The sequence below is a fragment of the Bartonella vinsonii subsp. arupensis OK-94-513 genome (assembly GCF_000278235.1).
GTDB lineage: Bacteria > Pseudomonadota > Alphaproteobacteria > Rhizobiales > Rhizobiaceae > Bartonella > Bartonella arupensis.
In genome coordinates, this window is sequence record NZ_JH725037.1 from 83,173 (window position 1) to 104,150 (window position 20,978).

15 protein-coding genes and 1 tRNA gene are annotated in these 20,978 nt (G+C 37.7%); 8 read left to right on the forward strand and 8 right to left on the reverse strand.

Annotation, left to right across the window (positions count from 1 at the left end; genetic code table 11):
- Positions 1 to 27 precede the first annotated feature (27 nt).
- The 4 genes from ME1_RS00390 to uvrA all read right to left on the reverse strand — a co-directional run bounded on the left by ME1_RS00390 (position 28) and on the right by uvrA (position 5,723).
- Complete coding sequence (locus ME1_RS00390; protein ID WP_004861938.1) at positions 28 to 573, reverse strand: hypothetical protein; 546 nt, start codon at positions 571 to 573, stop codon at positions 28 to 30.
- Positions 574 to 730: 157 nt separating this feature from the next.
- Positions 731 to 2,140: a type I glutamate--ammonia ligase gene (gene glnA / locus ME1_RS00395; RefSeq protein ID WP_004861941.1), complete on the reverse strand. Its 1,410-nt coding sequence runs from the start codon at positions 2,138 to 2,140 to the stop codon at positions 731 to 733.
- Between the two features lie 61 nt (positions 2,141 to 2,201).
- Entirely contained in the window at positions 2,202 to 2,540 is a 339-nt protein-coding gene (locus ME1_RS00400) for a P-II family nitrogen regulator (RefSeq protein WP_004861944.1), read from the reverse strand.
- Between the two features lie 285 nt (positions 2,541 to 2,825).
- Positions 2,826 to 5,723 carry an excinuclease ABC subunit UvrA gene (gene uvrA / locus ME1_RS00405; protein ID WP_004861948.1) on the reverse strand — a complete coding sequence of 966 codons (2,898 nt, stop codon included), beginning with the start codon at positions 5,721 to 5,723 and terminating at the stop codon, positions 2,826 to 2,828.
- 321 nt (positions 5,724 to 6,044) lie between these two features.
- On the opposite strand from uvrA, the gene ssb reads away from it, so the two are divergent.
- The 7 genes from ssb to ME1_RS00440 all read left to right on the forward strand — a co-directional run bounded on the left by ssb (position 6,045) and on the right by ME1_RS00440 (position 14,986).
- A complete protein-coding gene (gene ssb / locus ME1_RS00410; protein WP_004861951.1) occupies positions 6,045 to 6,560 on the forward strand; it encodes a single-stranded DNA-binding protein in 516 nt (171 codons plus the stop codon).
- 223 nt (positions 6,561 to 6,783) lie between these two features.
- Complete coding sequence (gene gyrA, locus ME1_RS00415) at positions 6,784 to 9,564, forward strand: DNA gyrase subunit A (RefSeq protein WP_004861954.1); 2,781 nt, start codon at positions 6,784 to 6,786, stop codon at positions 9,562 to 9,564.
- Between the two features lie 24 nt (positions 9,565 to 9,588).
- Positions 9,589 to 10,107: a pantetheine-phosphate adenylyltransferase gene (gene coaD / locus ME1_RS00420; protein WP_004861957.1), complete on the forward strand. Its 519-nt coding sequence runs from the start codon at positions 9,589 to 9,591 to the stop codon at positions 10,105 to 10,107.
- Positions 10,097 to 10,690: a peptidylprolyl isomerase gene (locus tag ME1_RS00425; RefSeq protein WP_004861959.1), complete on the forward strand. Its 594-nt coding sequence runs from the start codon at positions 10,097 to 10,099 to the stop codon at positions 10,688 to 10,690. Before coaD ends, ME1_RS00425 begins: the two co-directional genes overlap by 11 nt.
- 19 nt (positions 10,691 to 10,709) lie before the next feature.
- Complete coding sequence (locus ME1_RS00430) at positions 10,710 to 11,228, forward strand: peptidylprolyl isomerase (protein WP_004861962.1); 519 nt, start codon at positions 10,710 to 10,712, stop codon at positions 11,226 to 11,228.
- A 766-nt stretch (positions 11,229 to 11,994) separates the two neighbouring features.
- Positions 11,995 to 13,113 (forward strand): tRNA guanosine(34) transglycosylase Tgt, encoded by a 1,119-nt coding sequence (gene tgt / locus ME1_RS00435; protein WP_004861964.1) that lies wholly within the window; start codon positions 11,995 to 11,997, stop codon positions 13,111 to 13,113.
- Positions 13,114 to 13,777: 664 nt separating this feature from the next.
- The gene (locus tag ME1_RS00440) at positions 13,778 to 14,986 is read left to right on the forward strand and encodes an MFS transporter (RefSeq protein ID WP_004861966.1); all 1,209 of its coding nucleotides are present in this window, start codon (positions 13,778 to 13,780) and stop codon (positions 14,984 to 14,986) included.
- Positions 14,987 to 15,025: 39 nt separating this feature from the next.
- Here ME1_RS00440 and ME1_RS00445 read toward each other — a convergent pair whose 3' ends face one another.
- The 4 genes from ME1_RS00445 to ME1_RS08025 form a co-directional block, all read right to left on the reverse strand.
- The gene (locus ME1_RS00445; RefSeq protein WP_004861969.1) at positions 15,026 to 16,453 is read right to left on the reverse strand and encodes an MFS transporter; all 1,428 of its coding nucleotides are present in this window, start codon (positions 16,451 to 16,453) and stop codon (positions 15,026 to 15,028) included.
- Positions 16,454 to 16,574: 121 nt separating this feature from the next.
- Positions 16,575 to 17,789 (reverse strand): NADP-dependent isocitrate dehydrogenase, encoded by a 1,215-nt coding sequence (locus ME1_RS00450; protein ID WP_004861971.1) that lies wholly within the window; start codon positions 17,787 to 17,789, stop codon positions 16,575 to 16,577.
- Positions 17,790 to 18,631: 842 nt separating this feature from the next.
- Positions 18,632 to 18,706, reverse strand: a tRNA-Glu gene (locus ME1_RS00455).
- Positions 18,707 to 19,057: 351 nt separating this feature from the next.
- A complete protein-coding gene (locus ME1_RS08025) occupies positions 19,058 to 19,204 on the reverse strand; it encodes a hypothetical protein (protein WP_004861976.1) in 147 nt (48 codons plus the stop codon).
- A gap of 322 nt (positions 19,205 to 19,526) precedes the next feature.
- On the opposite strand from ME1_RS08025, the gene ME1_RS00460 reads away from it, so the two are divergent.
- Positions 19,527 to 20,837, forward strand: a complete 1,311-nt coding sequence (locus ME1_RS00460; protein ID WP_004861979.1) for a homoserine dehydrogenase — start codon at positions 19,527 to 19,529, stop codon at positions 20,835 to 20,837.
- Positions 20,838 to 20,978 lie beyond the last annotated feature (141 nt).

Below are 20,978 nucleotides of genomic sequence, written 5' to 3' on the forward strand. Positions count from 1 at the left end.
TTTATTTTACGTATATCTTTTTCTTAATCAGAGTATTTTTGTGATTTTCCGAGGATTAACTTTTATTTTTTCAAGTCCAGGAAATGCTTCACTGGTTATGTTTAAGATTGTCTCATCATTACCACGGATAAAATACCACTGGTTATTGTCAAAAAGGGCAATAACCTCAGTTTGAATAGAACACCTTTTCCCAGCATTTGTTGTCGTTATAAATTCAACAGGTATAACAAAATAAGGGATATCATTATCAAGTTTTCCTTCGCGTTTTTGTTTTTGGTCGATATGAATGCTCTCAATTTTATAATTTTTGGCCAAGCGCTCTATTTGGCTTTTCATGATTTGTTTGAATTGTGATTTACTAAGATTTTTTTTGGTAGTTAAACTGTTGATGATTTTGGGAGGGATAGCATTTAGGATGGCATTGGCATCGCCATTTTGAATTGCTTTGCTGTAAGCAAAAGCTGCTTTTTCAAGGTCTACAAGTTTTTGATTTGCAACTGTGTAATTCTGAGTTGTTGATAGAATAAAAGCAATACATAAAAGAATGGGAAAAAGAAGATGAATTCGCAGCATTACAAGCCTTTTTAAATTGATTTGAATGGGATTCAACTAATTTATAAATGAAAAGCGCATGAGCAAAAAGCCACTTATGCTCTTGGATGAGGAGAATATCCACAAAAATGGAGGTTAATACCTCCATTTTTAAATCAAAAAGAATATTTATTATTCTTTAGACAGAATAGTACATATCAAATTCGACAGGGTGGGGCGTTGTTTCGTAGCGCAAAACTTCTTGCATCTTTACTTGAATAAAGGAATTAATCTGATCATCATCAAAAACGTCACCAGCTTTAAGAAAGCTACGATCTTTATCAAGTGATTCAAGTGCTTCACGTAGACTTCCTGAGACTGTGGGGATTTCTTTGCGTTCTTTTAAGGGAAGATCATAAAGATCTTTATCCATAGCGTGTCCAGGATGAATTTTATTTTTAATACCGTCAAGACCAGCCATTAAGAGTGCTGCAAATGCTAGATAGGGATTTGCTGTTGGGTCTGGGAAACGAACTTCTACGCGTTTTGAATTTGGCGAAGAACTCATAGGAATACGGCAAGATGCAGAACGATTACGTGCAGAATAAGCAAGAAGGACAGGCGCTTCATAACCAGGCACTAAACGCTTATAGGAGTTTGTCGATGGATTAGTAAAGGCATTGAGCGCTTTTGCGTGTTTAATGACACCACCTATAAAGAATAAGCAAGTTTCTGATAGTCCAGCATATTCATTGCCTGCAAAAATTGGTTTGCCATCTTTCCAAATAGACATGTGAACATGCATGCCTGAGCCATTATCACCAAAAACTGGTTTTGGCATGAAAGTTGCTGTTTTTCCGTAGCTATTGGCTATTTGGTGCACAACATATTTAAAAATTTGCATCTTGTCGGCTTCGCGAACGAGCGTATCAAAGCGAATACCCAATTCATGCTGTCCTGCTGCTACTTCATGGTGATGCTTCTCAACGCGGACTCCCATATCTTTGAGGGCTGTAAGCATTTCAGAGCGCATATCTTGGCAAGAATCAATAGGGGGAACTGGAAGATACCCTCCCTTCATTCGTGGGCGATGGCCAAGATTGCCTATTTCATATTCTGTATCATCATTGGAGGGTAATTCACTTGAATCGAGCTTAAATCCTGTGTTGTAAGGATCCGTTTTATAGCGTACATCATCAAAGATAAAAAACTCTGCTTCTGGACCTACATTGATTGTATCTCCGATTCCTAGAGACTTCATATAGACTTCAGCTCTCTTGGCGATAGAACGAGGATCTCTACGATAAAACTCTCCAGAAACAGGATCGAGCACGTCACAAAATATAACTAAAGTAGATTGAGCAAAAAAAGGATCTATATGTGCTGTTTCTGGATCTGGCATTAAAACCATGTCAGATTCATTGATTGTTTTCCATCCGGAAATTGAAGAACCATCAAACATAACGCCATCGCTAAATGTATCTTCACTGATTTCTGCGATATCCATTGTGACGTGATGCAACTTTCCTCGTGGGTCAGTAAAACGCAAATCGACAAAACGGATTTCGTTATCTGCAATCTGTTTGATAATATCTGATGCGGTTGTCATATACAATTTCCTTATGTGGGATTGAGGGGGATAAAAGAGATAAAAATTTTGTTATTGTTTATTAAAGGGCATCAATTCCGGATTCATCAGTGTCGATACGAATGGCATCATCAATGGAAAAAACAAATATTTTTCCATCTCCGATGTGTTTTGTTTGAGCCGCTTTACGTATTGCATCAACGGTTTGTTCTAACTTTTCATCGGCAACAACAATTTCAATCTTTACTTTAGGTAGAAAATCAACAACATATTTAGCACCACGATAAAGTTCTGTATGCTCTTTTTGTCGGCCAAAACCTTTGGCTTCTGTTACTGTAATACCATGTAATCCAATTTTTTGAAGCGCTTCTTTCACTTCATCAAGTTTGAAAGGTTTTATAATGGCTTCAACTTTTTTCATGCTGAAATTATCTCCAACGTTATTTTGTCTTTTTAGACTACATTACATTATATTGACAACTGTGAGATGTCCAACAGATACTTTGTGCACAAAAAGTCAAAAATTATGTGACTCAATCTCTTTTTTTGTAAAGTTCCTCTTATGGCATAAAATGAAATGCTATTGTTCTTTCAGAAAAAGTCTACAAGGTTTTTAAAGAGTCAAAAATAATACAATTAAGAGATATTTGATTTTCTTTTTTCTTACTGAGCTATACCAATTTTATACTCTGCTTTAGGAAAAACTCTATAAAGGGCGACGCAGTAAAATTTCTTTCAGAAATTTTCCCGTATAAGAAGTGGGAACCTGAATAATATCTTCAGGACGTCCAACGGCCACAATTTCACCACCACGATCTCCACCTTCTGGCCCTAAATCAATAATCCAGTCGGCTGTCTTTATAACTTCAAGATTATGTTCAATGACTACAACTGTATTTCCTTGCTCGACGAGTTCATGCAGCACTTCAAGGAGTTTAGAAATATCATGGAAATGCAAACCTGTTGTTGGTTCATCTAAAATATAGAGTGTACGACCTGTTGTTTTGCGTGAAAGCTCTTTTGCAAGTTTTACACGTTGGGCTTCACCACCAGAAAGTGTTGTAGCTTGTTGTCCTACTTTGATATAGCCAAGACCAACTTTAATGAGAGTCTTCATCTTGTTGTGGATGGTGGGAACAGCTTGGAAAAATTCTTCAGCTTTTTCGATTGTCATATCCAAGATATCGGCGATGGACTTCTCCTTAAATTTTATTTCCAATGTTTCTCTATTATAGCGTTTTCCTTGGCAGACATCGCAAGTGACGTAAACATCAGGTAAAAAGTGCATCTCAATTTTAATGACCCCATCCCCTTGACATGCTTCACAGCGTCCTCCCTTAACATTGAATGAAAAGCGCCCTGCTTGATAGCCACGCGCTTTTGATTCTGGAAGCTCAGCAAACCAGTCACGGATTGGGGTAAATGCGCCTGTATAGGTTGCTGGATTGGAGCGTGGAGTACGTCCAATAGGCGCTTGGTTGATATCAATGACTTTATCGAGAAACTCTAATCCTTCAATTTTGTCATAGCTAGCGGGGCTATGATGACTTCCCATGATAGAATGTGATGCAGCTTTGAAAAGAGTTTCAATGAGGAATGTTGATTTTCCACCGCCTGAAACGCCAGTGATGCATGTGAAGGTTCCAAGAGGGATATCAGCACTGATATTTTTCAGGTTATTGCCTCGTGCTCCAATAACTTTCAGTGTTTTTGATTTTGATATTTTGCGTCGTTGAGTAGGCACTGGAACAGCCATTTTCCCTGAAAGGTATTGGCCTGTGAGAGAGGAGGTGTTTTCTATAATTTCTTGCGGTGTACCTTGTGCTATGATTTCTCCCCCATGAACGCCTGCGGCAGGGCCCATATCGACTACATGGTCTGCAGTAAGAATAGCGTCTTCATCATGTTCAACAACAATAACGGTATTGCCAAGATTACGCAGATGGTGCAGCATTTTTAGAAGGCGTTCATTATCGCGTTGATGTAAACCAATAGATGGCTCATCTAAAATATAAAGGACTCCTGTAAGACCAGAACCAATTTGAGAGGCTAATCGAATACGTTGACTTTCTCCCCCTGAAAGGGTGCTTGAACTTCGAGATAAGGTGAGATATTCGAGCCCTACATGATTTAAAAAAGCCAGCCGTTCACGAATTTCTTTTAAAATACGTGCTGCGATGTTTCGTTGTTTTTCAGTGAGATATTGATGAATATTGGCAAACCAATCATCTGCTTTTAGGATAGAAAGTTCTGATATTTGTCCAATATGCATCCCATGGATTTTGACAGCTAACGCCTCTGGTTTTAGGCGATACCCATGACAAGCTGGACAGGGTGTGGAAGACATATAACGCTCAATTTCTTCACGTGACCACGTAGAATCGGTTTCTTTCCATCTCCTCTCCATATTGGGGATAATCCCTTCAAAATATTGAGTCGTTTTATGCGATCCAGAATCATTTTTATAAATAAAGGGGACTTCTTTGCTTTTTGTACCATAGAGAATAGCGTGTTGCGCCTCATTTGAAAGGGCACACCATTTATCCGTTAGTTTAAATTTGTAAACTTTACCCAATGCTTCTAAGGTTTGGCTATAATAGAGTGAAGATAATTTAGACCAAGGAGCAATTGCACCATCCTTTAAAGTAAGATTTTTATTTGGCACGATTTTTATCGGGTCTACAGCTTTTTTAATGCCAAGCCCGTCGCAAAGAGGACAAGCACCAAAAGGATTATTGAATGAAAAGAGGCGCGGTTCAATTTCAGGGATAGAAAATCCAGTTATGGGGCAAGAGAATTTTTCTGAAAAGATAAGCCGTTTGTGTGTTTCATTTTTCGATTTATGAGCAGATTCTTTTGTGGTTTCTTGTGATAAGGGTTGATCAGCCATTTCAGCAACTGCAAGCCCATTTGCTAGCCGTAAACAGGTTTCTATACTGTCCGCTAGACGAGAGGTAATGTCATTATGGACAACAATGCGGTCTACTACGACATCTATGTCATGTTTATATTTTTTATCAAGAGGTGGAATATCAGGAATTTCATAGAACTTTCCATCAACTTTGGCGCGCTGAAATCCTTTTTTTAAAAGCTCCATGAATTCTTTTTTATATTCTCCCTTTCGTCCTCGAACAAGAGGTGCCATAATGAAAATCCGCGTACCTTCTGGTAAGGACATAATTTGATCAACCATTTGGCTTACCGTCTGGCTTTCAATAGGAAGTCCTGTAGCTGGAGAATGGGGGACACCAATACGTGCAAAGAGAAGACGCATATAATCATGAATTTCAGTGACGGTTCCTACTGTTGAACGAGGGTTGCGGCTTGTTGTTTTTTGTTCAATGGATATTGCTGGAGAAAGACCATCTATTCGGTCGACGTCGGGTTTTTGCATGACTTCCAAAAATTGACGTGCGTAGGCAGAAAGGCTTTCAACATAGCGGCGTTGACCTTCTGCATAAATTGTATCAAAAGCTAAAGATGATTTCCCTGATCCAGAAAGTCCTGTGATAACAATCAGTTTGTTACGAGGGAGATCGAGGTCAATATTTTTAAGGTTATGCTCACGTGCACCGCGAATGGATATGTATTTTTGATGAGCCATATTTTATCCTTGGCATATGTAACAAAAATTGATCCCTAACGTAGAATAAAACTGTTTTCTAGAATTACAACGTTTAACAGGTATAAAGAATACAAGTTTTGTGAAAAGAAAAATATAAAAAACAGCTTTTTATTCTCTGATGACGGAATAAACTATGCGTGGTTATGATCTTTTGTTATAATTGCACGATATGATATTTTAGAAGAGGTAGCAAAATCCACATTGAAGGTCAATTGCAGAGATGCAAATGATAAGGTCAAGATGGTAATGACCGCTATATAATAAAGATTGTTTACAAATTAAAATTTTGGAGTTTATGCGATGGCTGGTAGCCTTAATAAAGTTATTTTGATTGGTAATCTTGGTGCGGATCCTGAAATCCGCCGTTTGAATTCTGGTGATCAAGTGGCAAATCTGCGTATTGCTACTTCAGAAAGCTGGCGTGATCGTAATACAAATGAGCGTAAAGAGCGTACAGAGTGGCATAGTATCGTTATTTTTAATGAAAATCTTATCAAGGTTGTGGAGCAATATTTAAAAAAAGGAAGCAAGATCTATATTGAAGGTCAATTGCAAACGCGCAAATGGCAAGATCAAAATGGGAATGATCGTTATACAACAGAGATTGTTTTGCAAAAATACCGTGGTGAATTGCAAATGCTTGATGGGCGTGGAGCTGCTGGTGGAGAGCATATGCAAGGAGTCAATCAGTCGAGCGGCAGTTATGGTGGTGGTTTTAGTAATAGTAACTCAGATCCGAGGGATGGTTTTGGTCAAAACAATAATCAAGCAAGAGAAGATTTTTCGCAAAAATTAGATGATGATGTCCCTTTTTGATGTGCCTTGGTAAGAGTATACTTCTTCGTTTTTTCTTTTCAGTTGTTTTTTTAGTTTAGAAAAGCCAATCTTGTTTATTTTATTATGTATTTTTAATACATATAAATAACATGTTGAAAATAATTGTTAAATTTCTTCCTTTGTTGCGGATGAGAAATTAGCATTTTGATGTTTTTTTCGATATAAAAGAGCAAAGTGATTCTTATTTGAAAGTCTTGAAGCTGTGACCGATCTTACTCCACACCCAGAACGTGATGTGCTGACCGGTATTGAGCCCATCAGCATTATTGATGAAATGCAACGCTCTTATCTCGATTATGCGATGAGCGTGATTGTTTCGCGTGCACTTCCTGATGTCCGTGATGGACTCAAGCCCGTTCATCGGCGTATTCTTCATGCTATGAATGAGATGGGGCTTTCTTTTAACAAGTCTTATCGTAAATCTGCAGGTGTCGTTGGTGAGGTTATGGGAAAATTCCATCCTCATGGCGATGCTTCAATTTATGATGCGTTGGTGCGTATGGCACAGGACTTTTCTTTGCGAAATCCATTGATTGATGGTCAAGGAAATTTTGGTTCTGTTGATGGTGATCCGCCTGCGGCGATGCGTTATACAGAGTGTCGTTTAGAAAAAGTTTCTGAAGAGCTTTTAGCCGATATTGATAAAGATACCGTTGATTTTCAAGATAATTATGATGGACGTGAGCGTGAGCCCGTAGTTCTACCGGCGCGTTTCCCTAATCTTTTGGTTAACGGGTCAGGTGGTATTGCTGTGGGAATGGCAACCAATATTCCGCCCCATAATCTTGGTGAAGTCGTTGATGGTTGTATTGCCTTGATTGATAATCCAGACATAACGCTTGATGAGATCATTCAAATTATTCCTGGTCCTGACTTTCCTACAGGGGGTATTATTCTTGGCCATTCGGGTATTCGTTTGGCTTATGAAACAGGGCGCGGTTCAATTATTATGCGTGCTAAAGTTGATATTGAGGAAATTCGTAATGGTCGACAAGCAATTATTGTAAGTGAAATACCTTATCAAGTTAATAAAGCAACAATGATTGAAAAAATGGCCGAATTGGTACGTGATAAACGTATTGAAGGAATTTCCGATTTGCGTGATGAGTCTGATCGTGATGGGTATCGTGTTGTTATTGAGCTTAAGAAGGATGCGGTTGCAGAGATCGTTTTGAATCAATTATATCGTTATACGCCGCTGCAAACTTCCTTTGGTTGTAATATGGTTGCGTTGAATGGAGGAAAGCCTGAACAGATGACGTTGCTTGATATGCTTCGTGCATTTGTTTCTTTCCGAGAAGACGTTGTAAGTCGGCGAACAAAATATCTTTTGCGTAAAGCGCGTGAGCGTGCCCATGTTTTGGTTGGTCTTGCTCTTGCTGTTGCCAATATTGATGAAATTATAGCACTTATTCGCAAAGCTCCCGATCCACAGACCGCGCGTACACAGTTAATGGAGCGGCGTTGGCCGGCTTTTGATGTGGCGCCTTTGATTAAACTTATTGATGATCCTCGTCATATTATTCATGAGGATGGTACCTATAATTTATCTGAAGAGCAGGCGCGTGCTATTTTGGAATTGCGCCTGCAAAGATTAACAGCACTTGGGCGGGATGAAATTGCCGATGAATTAAATAAAATTGGCGTAGATATCACTGATTATCTTGATATTTTAGCGTCTCGTTTACGTATCATGGGGATTGTGAAGGATGAACTAAGAACTCTTCGTGAAGAATTTGCCACGCCTCGACGTACTGTATTTGGTTTCGGTAGCGCTGAGATGGATAGCGAAGATCTGATTGCTCCAGAAGATATGGTGGTCACGGTTAGTCATAGTGGCTACATTAAGCGTGTTCCTCTCAATACATACCGTGCGCAACGGCGTGGTGGTAAGGGACGTTCTGGGATGTCTACGAAGGATGAAGATTTTGTAACGCGCTTGTTTGTAGTTAATACACATACTCCCGTTCTTTTCTTTTCGTCGCGTGGAATTGTTTACAAAGAAAAAGTTTGGCGTTTGCCACTTGGTACGCCACAATCACGTGGGCGTGCTCTGATTAATCTGCTTCCCTTACAGCAAGGTGAACGCATAACAACTATTATGCCCTTACCGGAAGATGAAGCGAGTTGGAGTGCATTGGATATTATGTTTGCAACGACGCGTGGAACTGTACGTCGTAATAAACTATCAGATTTTGTGCAGGTTAATCGTAACGGCAAAATTGCAATGAAACTTGATGAAGAAGGAGATGAAATTCTTTCTGTCGAAACTTGTACAGAACATGATGATGTTGTTCTAACAACGGCTAATGGACAATGTATTCGTTTTCCAGTTGTTGAGGTTCGTGTTTTCGCTGGACGTAATTCTGTAGGAGTGCGTGGTATCAATTTGGCTAACGGTGATAAGGTCATTTCAATGACACTCTTAGAACATGTTGAGGCTACATCAGTTGAACGTTCTGCTTACGTTAAACGTTTAATCAATGAACGACGTGCTGCTGGTGCTGATGCTGAAGACATTATGAATCTTGATGAAGAAGATGGAGAAAGCGAAACAGAGCTAACAGATGAGCGCTATGCAGAACTTAAGGCGCGCGAACAGATGCTTTTAACAGTGAGTGAATTTGGTTATGGAAAGCGATCTTCTTCATATGAATTTCGGATTTCAGGACGTGGTGGGAAAGGAATACGTGCAACAGATCCCTCTAAGACAGCTGAAATTGGTAAATTAGTGGCAGCTTTTCCGGTGAAGGCACAAGATCAAATTATGTTGGTATCAGATGGGGGACAGCTTATTCGTGTTCCCGTTGATGGAATTCGTATAGCTGGTCGTTCAACCAAAGGCGTAACGATTTTCAATACAGCTGAAGGCGAGAAAGTCGTATCGGTTGAACGTATTTCTGAGTCTGAAGATGATGATAACCCATTAGATAATGAAGCTGAAAAACATTCTGATATAGTTGATGTGAGTACAGAAAAATAATTCTAAAGGGTTCGGAGTAAAACAATGAAAATTGCTCTTTATGCGGGTTCCTTCGATCCTTTTACAAATGGTCATCTTGATATTTTACAAGGCAGTCTCGTTTTGGCTGATAAAGTGGTTGTAGCTATAGGTGTACAAGCTAATAAAAAACCACTTTTTAGTTTTGAAGAGCGCGTTGATTTAATTATTGAAGCAGGAAAAGATTTGTTAAATGTAGGTCCTGATCGGTTGCAGGTTATTTCGTTTGATACCCTTCTGATTGATAAGGCTCGTGAAATTGGTGCTTCATTGCTTATTCGTGGATTACGTGATGGTACTGACCTTGATTATGAAATGCAAATGGCAGGGATGAATGGTATCATGGCTTCTGAATTGCAAACTGTTTTTTTACCAGCAAGTATTTCTGGGCGTGTAATCACTTCTACGTTGGTACGCCAGATTGCCTCTATGGGGGGGGATATAGAACCCTTTGTACCTTCAAATGTTGCTAGAGCTTTGCGCTTAAAATTTCAATCTTCACAGGAGCATGATTGTGTATCTTAGAATTTTTGCTGTTTTGACATGTATTTTTTGCTTTTTTTCATTGAGTGCTGTAGCGGGCGATTCTTATATAGCTGATAATTCTGATGTTCTTGTCTTATCTCTTAAAAATGGTGATGTGGTTATTCGTCTTCGTCCTGATCTTGCGCCAAGACATGTTGTACAAATCAAAAAGTTAACAAAAGAAGGTGCTTATAACAATGTTGTCTTTCACCGTGTTATTCCAGGTTTTATGGCACAGACTGGTGATGTGCAGTTTGGAAAAAAGGGGAGTGCAGATTTTGATATGAAACGCGTTGGTACTGGAGCTTCGAATTATCCTAATATTCCAGCGGAGTTTTCAAAGCAACCTTTTAAACGTGGCACTGTTGGGATGGCACGCGCGCAAGATCCAAATTCGGCAAATTCTCAATTCTTTATTTGTTTTGATGATGCCTCTTTTTTAAATGGTCAGTATACTGTTGTTGGGGAGGTTATAAAGGGAATGGACGTTGTTGATAAAATTAAAAAAGGCACCACAAGTAATAATGGATCTGTAAAAAATCCTGATGTTATTAATACTGCCACTTTACAAGCTGATAGATAAATCAAAGGAGTTTAGTTGTATGTCCGAGATTAAAGATTTAGAAAATACCTTAATTCTTGAAACAACAAAGGGCAGAGTCGTTATTGGACTTTTTGCTGATTTAGCACCTTGTCATGTTGCGCGTATTAAAGAGCTTGTGCGTGAAGGTGCTTATGATAATGTTATTTTTCATCGCGTTATTGAGGGGTTTATGGCTCAAACGGGGGATGTGCAGTTTGGAAAAAAGGATGCTGCAGAATTTAATTTGTCACGTGCGGGTATGGGGGGCTCAGCGAAGCCTGATTTGACGGCAGAGTTTTCAAATCTTTCTCATAAACGTGGTACAGTTTCTATGGCACGTAGCCAGAATCCAAATTCTGCTAATTCACAGTTTTTTATTTGCTTTGCAGATGCTCCTTGGCTTGACCGTCAATATTCCATATGGGGGCAAGTTGTTGAAGGTATGGAAAATGTTGATAAAATTAAGCGTGGTGAGCCTGTTATAGAACCTGATGTAATCATTAAAGCCACAATTGCTGCCGATACGAAAGAGGAATAGTGATATTACTTTCAACTTTAAAAACATTAAGTAAAGATATCGCTGTCTGATTATTGTCTTAAACAGGGTAAAGATCCGTTTTTATGATTTGAATTCATAAGAGATTCCATTGTTATACATTTATTCTCTGCATTGAGTTGTGTATTTATAAATTGCATAGATTTATGGCATGCTGTTTGCCATTGTTGCTCATAGGGTCTTTACGCTCAAGATTAGGTGCCTGATAGTCCTGCTGCTTGTCCATAACTACGAGTATGAATAACCGTTTCAACTATGTTAAGCATTACAGGACTTATTGCTTCTTACAGTTGTTTTATGTTTCATGTGCGTTGCTTTGAGCCTTATATTTTTATGTAAATATAATTGGGGGAATACTTATCTAATGTAATACTTTGCATCGAGGCTTATTTCTGTATTCAAAGTATTGAGAAGTTCTTTTTATAGGAAGTTAAATTCTCTAGGGATTATTGGTAATAAAAGCATGTAAAAATAAGATCGTCGTTGTTAGAAAGAACGGCTTTAAAGCTTTGATAAGCAAACGTATATTTTTAGATACGTCGGCTATTTTGTGAAATGAGACTGTTGCTTTATCTATGATGGTTGTTTGATAATAAAATTGCATTTACGCTATTTAATTCTTTTATACTGGTTACAATATCGAGCGAATCAGAAATCAATCCATAAAGCTTTTGATGGTACCATAAGGAAAGTTATAGCTTTTCTTTCTATGGTGCTATGAGTTTATAGAATCAAAAAGACGAGAGTGATGATAAAGACATTTCATTATAGAAAAATTGCTCAAGATGGTTGTGCGCGTCGTGGTGAAATTATAACGGGCCGTGGATGTGTTCGTACACCTGCATTTATGCCAGTGGGGACGGCAGGAACTGTTAAAGCTATGTATATGGATCAGATACGTGCTCTTGGTGCAGATATCATTTTAGGCAATACTTATCATTTAATGTTGCGTCCAGGAGCAGAGCGTGTTGCTCGTTTAGGAGGCCTACATGAGTTTTCACGTTGGTCTGGGCCTATTCTAACCGATTCTGGTGGATTTCAAGTTATGTCATTGGCGGGAATCCGTAAAATTACAGAACAAGGTGTTATTTTTCGATCTTACATAAATGGTGCATACTATGAGATGAGTCCTGAGCGTTCCATCGAAATTCAAGGGCTCCTTAATGCAGATATTCAAATGCAATTGGATCAATGTATTGCACTTCCTGCAAGTGAAAAAGAAATGGAAGCTGCTATGGAACTTTCATTGCGGTGGGCACAGCGCTGTAAAAAAGCTTTTGGTGATCAGCCTGACAAAGCACTGTTTGGGATTGTTCAGGGTGGTGATAATATGAAACTACGTGAACGTTCTGCTCACGCTTTAAAAGAGATGGATTTGAAAGGCTATGCTATTGGAGGGCTTGCTGTTGGCGAACCGCAGAGTGTTATGACAGCTGTGCTGGATGCTACTTGTCCGATTTTGCCAGAGGATAAGCCACGTTATCTCATGGGAGTGGGAACGCCTGATGATATTTTACAAAGTGTTGCACGCGGTATTGATATGTTTGATTGTGTTATGCCAACACGCGCAGGACGCCATGGTTTAGCTTTTACCCGTTTTGGAAGAATTAATTTGCGCAATGCGCGTTATGCAGAGGATCCATATCCTTTAGATCCACAGTCTCTTTGTCCTGCTACATGTGATTATAGTTGTGCTTATTTGCATCATTTGATCAGATCTGGCGAATCTCTTGGCGGTATGTTGTTAACTTGGAATAATCTTTATTATTATCAACAGCTTATGCAAGGAATTCGTGATGCTATTGAAGAAGGATGTTATGCTGATTTTTGTGCTGAAACACGTGCTTTATGGAAGCAAGGCCGTTAAAGTGTTTAATTGTAAAGTATGGCGTTTGCTTTTATTAAATTGCTCAATTTATTTTGCATCAAAATCTTTTGCTAAAAACAAAGTTAAAATGTTTTTTTAAAAACGTAAAATTGTACTGACCTAAAGAGGAATATGCAATTTTATTGGTTTCTATTTTTTGTAACTGTAAGAGTAAACAGAAACTGTTACTCCGGTACGCGCTACCTGATCCGGAGAAAAACAGTTTGTTTCTGTTTCTAGTGACTGTTTAGATCAACAATGTTAATGAGGAGTTATCGAACCCTTAAAGAAGTATGAAAATTGCATTTTTATAGGATGATTTGTATTTTTTTCGTTAAATAGTGAAGCTCTCACAAAAGCTATCTCATGTAGGGGGAGATAAGAATGTGATTTGATCTCAATTAAAGGTTTAGAAAACACAAATACGGTTGATACTTTAAAGTGCGAAGCTTATTTTTTCTGATAACGGTATTTTTGTAACTGCAGTTTCATTTAAATGATAAAATATTGTAAATTCTTCGATGCTGTTTAAAAAATCTATTACAAAAAAATGAAAACTGTTGGTGTTTTAGTGTTTCATTGAGAAATGTTTAGGCATAGACAGAGAAAAATTTTGAGCTCATTTAGGCCATATTACAGGTATTTGCAACTAAGGTATCACTCAATGATGACAATGAGGAATTCTTATAGAAAAAACACTCTTGCTTTAAGAATTGATTTGAGAACACGGTGTTTAGCAACTTTAGCTCTTGCAGTGGGAAGTTTTGCTATTGGTACTGCAGAGTTTGTAGCCATGGGGTTACAGCCGGAGATGGCGCGGAGTTCGTTTGTTGATATTCCTACAGCTGGTCAATACATTTCTGCTTATGCATTGGGTGTTGTGATTGGAGCGCCTCTTTTAGCTGTTGCAACAGCTCAATTATCACACAAAATTGTTCTGATAGGATTGATGTTTTTTTATGCGCTGGCAAATATTGCAAGTGCTCTTTTTTCTGATTTTAGCATATTAGTAGCATTGCGGTTTATCAGTGGTCTTCCACATGGCATCTATTTCGGTCTTGCAACTATGGTTGCAGCTTCTATGGTGGAAATGAATGAACGTTCCAAAGCTGTTGGATATGTTATGCTTGGTTTAACAGTTGCGACCGTTTTAGGAGCACCAGGAGCGACTTGGATTGGGCAACGTGTCGGTTGGCAGATTGCTTTTGTGCTTGTAGGCGCACTTGCTTTATTGTGTTGTTTGCTTATTTGGAAATTTTTGCCTTCTGGTTTGAACACTCAAAAAACAAATCCTCTGCACGAACTGGAGGCCTTAAAACAAAAGCAGGTATGGTTTCTTTTGATGATGGTTTCAGTTGGAGCATCAGGATTATTCTCTGTTTTCACTTATATTAAGTCAACACTCATGCATATTTCTGGTGTTTCGCTTGATTTTGTACCATTTATTATGCCGTTAGTTGGATTGGGCATGGTGGTAGGTAATCTTTTGGGACCTAAATTGGCTGTTAAAATTGGCATTTCACCCATGATATTTTTTGCTATGCTTTGGAGCACATTTGTTTTTTTTCTTTTTTTCTTTTTATCCCATACACCGTTAACGGCAGCATTAGGATGCTTTTTTGTTGGTACTTCTTTCGCAGCTATGCCTTCTATACAAACAAAGATTATGGATGTTGCTCTCCATGGGCAGATTTTAGCGGGAGCGTTAATGCAATCTGCTTTTAATATTGCTAACGCTCTTGGAGCAGAATCTGGAGCGTGGGTTTTGAAGTTGGGCTATAGTTATGAATATACTGCTGTTCTTGGGGGTGTCTTAACTCTATGTGGTTTACTGATTTTTTGTTTTTCTTTGTATGAGGAAAAGCGTAATTAATTTTTTTTCTCTTGAGAAAGAAAACGTCTTCTCGTTTATTTAGTTATTTGATTGTCCTTTTGGATTTTTAAATATGCTATAAGAAACACGTAAAGCAAGTGGAATGCCAAGACAAAATAAAAGGCTGATGAGTACTACAAGAAGAGTTTTTGCGGCTAAAATCATTCCTACTATTCCTCCAGGATTTAAAAGGCCAGCAAAATTTGTAATTGTTCCTGCAAGAGTTGCACTTAATGCTGCAGAAAATAGCTGTACAGAGGTAAGAGATTCACTGGCACGTAGGGCATCTTCATTATTTGCACATTGTAATATCCGTGTTAGTAAATGCGGCCATGCTATGCCAGCGCTAATCCCTATAGCAAACAATGCTAAGCAAATGATAAAGATATGTCCAGATGTGGAATCTGTTATTGGAACGAGCCATAAAAGACTGCTTATACCCAAAAGGCTCAATATGGGGGAGTATATAATGATACTATGAATTTTTTTTGTATTTATACCAGCACTTGATAGGGAACCACATGTCCATCCGAAACTCATGAGTGACGCTATATAACCGGCAACAAGTGGGGCTTGTCCATGAAGTTCTTGAAGAAAAAGTGGAAAATAAAGCTCCATACTGTATACCACGGTCGTCATAACAAGTATCAAAGCATAAATAGAAAAAAACTCAGAAGAGAAGGAAAAGGATTTACGCGGCAACATAGGATGAAGTGTGGATGATTCTATTTTTGCTAGAACAAAGAGAAGACACAGTCCGATAACTAATCCGCCAATTTGCGCAATAGTGGTATTTATAGCACCACCAACAGAAATGATAATAATCAAAAAGATAAGTATAAAGAGTTGTAAAAGAGGAAGTGGGGATGAGGGAACAGTGTTCTTATTTTCTTTTGGTAAAACTTTAAGGGCTATGAGCAAGAAAATTACCGCTAATGCACCAATAACCCAAAAGGACGCTCTCCACATACCATAGTGTACAGAAATGCCCCCGATAGCTGGTCCTAATAAGGTTGATATTCCCCACATTCCAGAGATAATACTCAGTGCATATGACCATACAGATGGAGTGAGAACAATACGAACCATAGAGTAAGATAAGGATAATAAAGAACCGCTCCCGAATCCTTGAATAAAACGTGCTATTAAAAATAATGGCATAGTCGAAGCTATGGCACACATGAGGGTACCAACAGTAAAAATGAAGCCAGAGATTAAATAAGCTTTGCGAGGACCTATTTTCTCTAATATTTTTGTTGCAAGAGAAGTACCAAGGAGTGAGGCTGTAATAAAAACGGTTGCCACCCAAGAGTAATAAAGTTCACCGCCAATATCACTCATAAGAGAAGGTAAAATAGTAATAACAACATAAATGTTGGTAGCGTGTAATACAACACCACCAGTAAACGTTAAAAAACGAATACCATTTTTCCCCAATAAAAGCGCAGACCAGCTTTGTTTTTTCACTATTTTTGCTATTTAGTAAAGAGTTGACCTCTTTTATTTATAAGGCAGTTATTTAAATTTGCCAAGAGAAGATTCAAAGCTCGCTTTTCGCAGAGCTTTGAAATTTAAATAAAGTGATAACTTAATTCTTCATTGCTTGTTTGAGATTTTCATTAATTTTATCAAGGAAATCTGTTGTAGAAAGCCATTTTTGTTTAGGTCCAATTAAAAGTGCAAGATCTTTAGTCATAAAACCTTCTTCAACGGTCTTAATACAAACTTCTTCTAATGTTTTGGCAAAGTTCTTTAATTTCTCATTATTATCCAGTTTAGCACGGTGCGCTAGTCCTCGTGTCCATGCAAAAATAGATGCAATAGAATTTGTTGATGTTTCTTCACCTCTTTGATGCTGACGGTAATGACGTGTTACTGTACCGTGTGCTGCTTCTGCTTCAACAATTTTACCATCTGGTGTCATGAGGACAGAAGTCATGAGACCAAGGGAGCCAAAGCCTTGAGCAACAATATCAGACTGAACATCACCATCATAGTTTTTACATGCCCACACATAGCCACCTGACCATTTAAGAGCAGAGGCCACCATATCATCAATGAGGCGATGTTCGTAATATAATTTATGATTTTCAAATTCAGTTTTAAATTCTGCATCAAATATTTCTTGAAAGATGTCTTTAAAACGGCCGTCGTAAGCTTTTAGAATGGTATTTTTTGTTGAAAGATAGACTGGAACATTTCGTTGTAGCCCATAATTAAAAGATGCTCTGGCAAAATCACGAATTGATTCATCAAGGTTGTACATAGCCATAGCAACCCCTGCACTTGGGGCGTCAAAAATATCATGTTCAATAATTTGATTGTCATCTCCAACAAATTTAATACTTAATTTCCCTTTACTAGGAAATTTGAAATCCGTGGCTTTATATTGATCACCAAAAGCGTGCCGTCCAATAATAATTGGTTTTGTCCAGCTAGGAACGAGGCGTGGTACATTTTTGCAAATAATAGGTTCACGAAAAATAACGCCACCTAAAATATTACGGATTGTGCCATTGGGTGATTTCCACATTTTTTTAAGGTTAAATTCTTTAACTCGGGCTTCATCCGGTGTGATGGTTGCACATTTTATACCAACCCCATATTTTTTGATAGCATTGGCAGAATCAATGGTTACCTGATCATCGGTTGCATCTCGATTTACGACGGAAAGATCGTAATATTTAAGCTCAATATCGAGATAGGGATGGATCAATTTATCTTTAATATATTTCCAGATGATACGGGTCATTTCATCCCCATCGATTTCAACAACGGGGTTTTCCACTTTGATCTTTGCCATTAGAAGTCCTTTTTGTTTAAGTGATATTATTTTTTATAGCATTTTCAGGTTTGTAATGAAAAGTAAAAACAAGAATGATAGAAGGCGCTCTTAAAATATATATTTATCAATATTTTAGAAACTATTGCTAAACGGATTCATTAAAAAATAATATTAATTTTGTAATATGATCATTGTATCGTTGATAAAAAGCTGATGCAAGAGAAGGATTCGGTAAAATTTACTACAGGGTGTAGGGAATCTTTATTTTTTGTAAGACATTTTATTTAATTGTTTGATAAATTTATATTATTATGGCGTTCGTTACGATTTTTAGAGATATTATATTCGGGAAATAAATTGATAAATAAGGTTATAAATCTTTATTCTACTCTTTCAGCTCTCAGGTAGTGATCTGTTTGTCTAGAAAAAATTGAATGTGATAGACTATGTGATAGACAAGGAACTGTAATCAAGAAGGGGCGGTATAAATCGAGTTTTGAATTAGCCCTTAGAAATAGTCTTGGAAATTATTCTTAAAGCTCTTCTGGGAGAAGAATAGAGTTTTACAAAGGATGACAGTTGTATTTGCCAGAAAATACAGTTTACGTGTTAGTGTGCCTTACAAATTTTAAACATTACAAAAAACACTATCCCATAGATCTATAGTTAACGCATTTTTTTCTTATAAGCGTAAGCGATATAGCATTACTCTTTGAATAGAAAAATTATTCACACAGAGACTTTGATAATTCTCTTCACAGGATAACTTCCCAAATCCTATTCCCTAACCTTTATTTACGCGCCCCGCACCTTAAAAAAACATGCGTAAAATCAATAAGTTATTGGTTGTAAAAAAGATTTGGTACGCCCAAGGGGAATTGAACCCCTGTTTCCGCCGTGAAAGGGCGGCGTCCTAACCTCTAGACGATGGGCGCGAACCAATGATGAGGCTTATAGAGAGGATCTTTTTACTTCGCAAGCCCTCTACGTAATTTTTTTTTAAAAAACATATTTTATTGCATTATTTTTGGATATATTATTGTCACTCTTGGCTGGATTTTTTTATTTTCTAGAGTTGTGCGTGAGAAAATAGAGAGCATAATTCATGGTTGATGAATTTTTTATGTTAGCAACCTGATAATTAAATGATATTTTTAGTGCTCGCTTATTTTGAAAAATAAAAATAAATTAAATCAGTATGTTAAATGTTTTGGTGTTTTTTCTATTGTTGTCTTTCTGAAATATATGCTTGGTATTTTACTTGTTCAAAGATCTTCGGAGAATAATCATCCAAGGTTTTCGGTGAAACTATAAGCGGCTGTAGAACAGTTTCTTGAAATAAAACGATAAACATAATCATTAATAAGCTGAAAAATGATACGAATCACATAAAGACTGTCTTTGCGATTAGATATGCTTTCCTTTCGTTTCATAAAATGTCCGCTGTAAAAATGAAAAAATATTGAAACAAATCGAAAGTAAAATAGAAGTTAATAATCATTTTTTTATATGTTGATTGAAACTCCACTCTTTTGAAGCAGTGAAGCAGTCGTTTTTATAAAGGCTATTACTCTTTAAAAGAGATAAATTTATATCTGAGAGATTTTGATTGAACGAGCAGTTTTGTGATACAAGAAGACAAATTTGGTTGAATAGAGTGGGGGACTTCTTTAGATTGTGTTTGGTTGTAAGCATCATTTTCGTTGATTTACACATCGTATTTTTCAAAAGAAGAGAGGGATAAGCAGTTAGATAATGGCAGAAGCTTTAAGAGTTGGCATTGCGGGTCTTGGTACGGTTGGTACTTCAGTTATAAAAATTCTGCGTGAAAAAGCGAGTAGTTTAGCTTGCCAATGTGGACGATCGATCGAAATTGTTGCTGTTAGTGCACGTGATAGAAGTCGTAATCGTGGAATTGATCTGAGTGATGTAAAATGGTTCGATTCACCAGTGGATATGGCTTCTTCTGATGATATTGATGTTTTTGTGGAATTAATTGGTGGTGAATTAGATGTTGTGCATCAAGCTGTTAAAAAAGCTCTGGAGGTAGGGCATCATGTTGTTACTGCCAATAAAGCACTTCTCGCACGACATGGGGTAGCACTTGCTGTAAGTGCAGAAAAAAAAGGTGTTTTTTTTCATTTTGAAGCGGCTGTTGCTGGAGGAATTCCTGTCATCAAAGCGATGAGAGAATCACTTTGCGGTAACCGTATATCGCGAATTTATGGTATTCTCAATGGAACCTGCAACTATATATTAACACGTATGTTTAATGAAGGCCTTTCATTTAAAGATTGTTTGGCTGATGCACAGAGACTTGGTTATGCTGAAGCTGATCCAACTTTTGATATTGGGGGAAATGATACAGCTCATAAATTGGCTTTATTGACAAGTTTAGCATTCGGAACGGCCATTTCGTTAGATGATGTGTATGTTGAAGGAATTAGCAATATTTCACAGATTGATATTCGTGCAGCTGATGAATTGGGTTATCGGATTAAGCTTTTAGGGGTTGCGTTAGAAACAGATTCTGGAATTGAGCAGCGTGTTCACCCGACAATGGTACCAACATCATCAATGATTGCACAGATTCATGGCGTAACAAATGCCCTTTCTATTCAAAGTGATTTATTAGGTGAATTGCTCTTTTCTGGTCCTGGTGCTGGAGGAGCGGCAACAGCATCAGCAGTTATTGCTGATTTGGCTGACATAGCGAAAGCACGTACTGGTTTTCAGTATGCACCTGTTTTAAGAAATCCAGCATTGGAGCTTGCTCCTCATAAAAAAGCACGTATTTCGCATCATGCAGGTGGTTATTTTATTCGTTTGAATGTTCATGATCGTGCTGGTGTTTTTGCTGCAGTAGCACAGCATATGGCTGATAATAGCATTTCATTAGAATCGATTGTTCAAAAACCTTTTGTAGAAAGCCAGATTGTAAAAACAATTATTTTAATAACGCATGAAACAACGGAGGTGAATGTACGAAAAGCACTTGCAGCAATTGAAAAAGATGGACATCTTGTTGCAAAGTCTCAATTCATTCGTATTGAACCTATGGCATAAAGTTGAGAAGTTGTTTAATGACAAAAAAAGAAATTTGAGTGTTTTTTTCTGTTGTGGAAAGTTCTCATCTTTGCCAAAAGCTTTCTTATTAATGTTTAACAATAAATGCTAACGCTTTTTCTTTAATACTCATTCAGTAGG

Excerpts from the sequence above, each read along its gene's own strand:
- ME1_RS00390 (WP_004861938.1), bottom strand. The coding sequence starts at position 573 with ATGCTGCGAATTCATCTTCTTTTTCCCATTCTTTTATGTATTGCTTTT.
- glnA (WP_004861941.1), bottom strand. The coding sequence starts at position 2,140 with ATGACAACCGCATCAGATATTATCAAACAGATTGCAGATAACGAAATC.
- ME1_RS00400 (WP_004861944.1), bottom strand. The coding sequence starts at position 2,540 with ATGAAAAAAGTTGAAGCCATTATAAAACCTTTCAAACTTGATGAAGTG.
- uvrA (WP_004861948.1), bottom strand. The coding sequence starts at position 5,723 with ATGGCTCATCAAAAATACATATCCATTCGCGGTGCACGTGAGCATAAC.
- ssb (WP_004861951.1), top strand. The coding sequence starts at position 6,045 with ATGGCTGGTAGCCTTAATAAAGTTATTTTGATTGGTAATCTTGGTGCG.
- coaD (WP_004861957.1), top strand. The coding sequence starts at position 9,589 with ATGAAAATTGCTCTTTATGCGGGTTCCTTCGATCCTTTTACAAATGGT.
- ME1_RS00430 (WP_004861962.1), top strand. The coding sequence starts at position 10,710 with ATGTCCGAGATTAAAGATTTAGAAAATACCTTAATTCTTGAAACAACA.
- tgt (WP_004861964.1), top strand. The coding sequence starts at position 11,995 with ATGATAAAGACATTTCATTATAGAAAAATTGCTCAAGATGGTTGTGCG.
- ME1_RS00440 (WP_004861966.1), top strand. The coding sequence starts at position 13,778 with ATGATGACAATGAGGAATTCTTATAGAAAAAACACTCTTGCTTTAAGA.
- ME1_RS00450 (WP_004861971.1), bottom strand. The coding sequence starts at position 17,789 with ATGGCAAAGATCAAAGTGGAAAACCCCGTTGTTGAAATCGATGGGGAT.
- ME1_RS08025 (WP_004861976.1), bottom strand. The coding sequence starts at position 19,204 with ATGAAACGAAAGGAAAGCATATCTAATCGCAAAGACAGTCTTTATGTG.
- ME1_RS00460 (WP_004861979.1), top strand. The coding sequence starts at position 19,527 with ATGGCAGAAGCTTTAAGAGTTGGCATTGCGGGTCTTGGTACGGTTGGT.